This window comes from Nostoc sp. 'Peltigera membranacea cyanobiont' 232, from assembly GCF_002245985.1.
Taxonomy (GTDB): domain Bacteria; phylum Cyanobacteriota; class Cyanobacteriia; order Cyanobacteriales; family Nostocaceae; genus Nostoc.
This window is the reverse complement of sequence record NZ_NOLK01000323.1, coordinates 1-3,333: the sequence shown is the minus strand read 5'-3', so window position 1 is coordinate 3,333 and position 3,333 is coordinate 1. Positions and strand designations below refer to the sequence as shown.

Here is a 3,333-nt window from a genome sequence, read left to right as displayed (position 1 = left end):
GAGCAAACAGAAAGTTATTCTCTTCTTGCTAATGACAAATGACAAATGACAAATGACAAATGACAAATGACAAATGACAAATGACAAATGACAAATGACAAATGACCAATGACAAATGACAAATGACCAATAACTAATAAATAACTATCTGAGGTTGCTTAATTGTGCCATCAGGCATGATAGTATCCCGGAACTTTGCATAAATCAGGTTTGTCTCCCAAAGGTTTGCCTTACTCAAATTTGCCTTGGTTAAATTTGCCCATGTCAGGTCTGCACCAGTTAAGTTGGCCTCAGTTAAATTAGCTTCTAGTAATTTTGCTCCACATAACTTTGCTCCTGCGAGATTTGCTCTAATTAAGTTAGCCTCAATCAGTGATGCTTCAATTAAATTGGCTTCACTTAAGTCTGCTTCTCTAAAATCCACATCACATAAAGAAGCACCCCAAAGATTACTACTTGTGAATTTCGCCCGCCACAAGAAAGTTCCGCACAAATTTGCTCGTGTTAAATCAGCATTAATCAAATTAGCCTCACACAAAGATGCTTCATACAAATTAGCTTCGCGTAAGCTAGCTTGCATCAAATTTGCACCACTTAAATTAGCACGAGTGAGGACACAGCCACACAAATTTGCGTCACGTAAATCCGCTCCGATGAAGTTAACACCACTTAAGTTAATTCCTTTTAGGTCAATTCCACTCAAGTCACATCCACTAAAATCTCGGCGCTGAAAATATTTATTTGTGATTTGGCTTAATATAAATTCCTGCTTATCAGCATAATTTTTCATGGTATTCACCTCTGGGTGTAATTTATCTCAAAGGTCGAGTGTGGTAGTTACCGTATATTGAGAGTACACCCCAAATGGAGATTAGCTTGGTAAATAATCAGAAATAAATTTCCCAAAAATCGCCAATCACCTGAAAATGCGCTTTTTCAGTGGTTTTTAAAACAAAAAATGCTGACATAGGTCAGGAAACATTGATAAGTTAAGTTAAGGGAATTCCCAGCTACACAAACAAAGCCTACCGATATTGCTGTGCTAAGGTTGATAACGAAGGCTAAAATAAAAACCATCATCTTGAGCGTTATTGCCGCGATCGCTCAAATCGATAAATGGAAATCCATAATCGAGCCGCAAAAACAGATTATCAATTCCCATTGCCTGATTCCATAATAATCCTAAGCCCGCACCCGCCAAAAACGTTTGAGCGGGTAGCAGATTAGGATTATTAGACTGATTCCAGACGGCTCCCATGTCCAGAAATGGCGCGAGTTCAATTGTAGATAATCCAGATTTATCGCGCTGGACTGTGAACCGATCTTCAATCGCTACCCGAAATCCATTATCCCCAGAGCGAATATTTTGACGATATCCCCTTACAGACTGTCCACCACCAATAACAAATTGCTGGGAAGGTAAAAGGCTATCTGGTGTTAGTTGCAAGTCTGCTTGGATAAGCAAGAGATGATCGTTGCTGAGTTGCTGGACGCGCTGTATTTGACCCAACCAACTGAAAAAGCGACCATCGGGTATGGGGTCACTGTTGATAGTTGCGTCTAAGATATCAATGCCAAAATTAAATTGCGATCGCAAAAACCAAGCTCCTTGAGGTTCGCGCTTGATATAATCTTGACCAAATTTAATTACGCTGGTGCGGCTGACACCATTGGCATCAGGCCCAATACCAAAGGGGGTTGCAAGGTTATCGAAGAGGAAGGTTTGACCATCTTGATAGGTAAATCCCAAAGATAAGGCAAATTCTTCTTTGGGCGATCGCATCAATGGTTGGCGATAATTGATTTCATAAAGATCCTGGTTGGCGCGAATGCCAAGGGCATCAAAGGGTGGCTCAGTGATTTCGTTGCGATTAAATGCCGTTCTAATCTGCACTTTGCCATTCATGGCGTTAACAGGAACTTGATAGCTAAAATCAAAGGCATCAGAACCACCAGAGAGCGTGTGATAATAGGAGCCTGCCAACTCATCTCCCATCCCGGTTAAATTGCGATCGCGCAGTTCAATACCCAATCTTTCTGCCCCAATACTGGGAGGCGAATAATTATCTACACCCAAGCTACCAATTAAAGATTTTGCCTCTTCAACTCTGACAATGAGAACACTTTGACCAACCTTACCCGTTGGTCGCAGACGCGCTTCCACATTGGTAAATAGAGGATCGAGTCGCAATAATTTCAGTTGTTCTTCGAGCTTACCACTATTCAAAGGGATACCCGCACCTAGTTGGATGCGACTACGAATATAAGATGGATTTAATCGCCGCGTCCCTTCGATGTTAATCTCTGTCAAACGCCCTTCAATGACTCGAATTACCACAACACCATTGGCGGTACTAGGTTGCTGAATATCTGGAACTGCTCTGGAATTTATATAGCCTTTGTTTAAGTAAAGCTGGGTAACAGCATCTGCGGCTTGTCTGATTTCTTCTAAAGTCAAGTCCCGTTCTTCAAAGGGTTTAACTACTGAATTAAAGTCATTTTCATTAAAGACGGTGCTATCTACAACTTGGATTTTGCGAACCCGAATCCGTTGTGGTGTTTCTAGTTGAGGGTTCGGTTCGGGTTGATTCGGGTCAATTACTGGGGAAGGGTTTGTTTCCTGTACTATTTGTAACTTTGGCTGACTACTATTTGGAGCCGAGTCGGGTGTAAAGTTATTTGCTGTAGCTCTAAGTCCATTTACACTTACAATCCAGACCGCAGGCAGAATTAGCAAGCCACACTGAAAACTGAAGCTGTGCTTATTCCATTTAGTACTTGCCAAAGGCCAAGTGTTTAACTGATGAGAGAAAGAGACAATTCTTTGCTGAGTCGTTGTTTTCGGCTTAATACCAGTTCCTGTGTCTTTTCTCATTTCTCCTCAGTGGGGTGCCTTATTTAAGGACTGGGCTGATTTTGGTTTTTGAGTATGCTATGGGTGCATGAATATTTCAATATCATATTTTTGACATTCAGATTTCAGAAGATTTGTAACTAAAAGTATAATTAACTCCGCGTGCAACTAGGTATAGGCATCCAATTAAGGATTTTGTGTAAACGACGGAAATCGTACTTGGCGCTAGTTGTTAACCCTGTTGGCGAAACAATTGATCGTAAATAAAAGGGTTTAAGACCCCTACATCTACAGGTAGCCTCAGTTTCAGTCGGGGTTTAAATCCCCATCTGAAATTGTCTTTAATTTTGTTAGCGCAGACACAAGTTAACAATTTAAAATTCAAAATGACGCTCTCTACGAGACGCTGCGCGAACGCGGACTCGCTCTAAGCGTTCGCGGAGCGTCTCGTAGAGAAGCCATGCCGTAGGCTTTAAGGG

2 protein-coding genes are annotated in these 3,333 nt (G+C 41.5%); both read right to left on the bottom strand.

Translation table 11 applies throughout. From position 1 onward, the window contains the following. Nucleotides 1–133: 133 nt before the first annotated feature. Nucleotides 134–790 (bottom strand): pentapeptide repeat-containing protein, encoded by a 657-nt coding sequence (locus CDG79_RS39805; RefSeq protein WP_094346951.1) that lies wholly within the window; start codon nucleotides 788–790, stop codon nucleotides 134–136. Nucleotides 791–1,042: 252 nt separating this feature from the next. After that, nucleotides 1,043–2,875, bottom strand: coding sequence for a ShlB/FhaC/HecB family hemolysin secretion/activation protein (locus tag CDG79_RS39800; RefSeq protein ID WP_094346950.1), 1,833 nt, complete (start codon nucleotides 2,873–2,875; stop codon nucleotides 1,043–1,045). Between the last annotated feature and the right edge of the window lie 458 nt (nucleotides 2,876–3,333).

Bases quoted from the DNA above. Each gene is read 5' to 3' on its own strand.
- CDG79_RS39800 (WP_094346950.1), bottom strand. From the start codon at position 2,875: ATGAGAAAAGACACAGGAACTGGTATTAAGCCGAAAACAACGACTCAG.
- CDG79_RS39805 (WP_094346951.1), bottom strand. From the start codon at position 790: ATGAAAAATTATGCTGATAAGCAGGAATTTATATTAAGCCAAATCACA.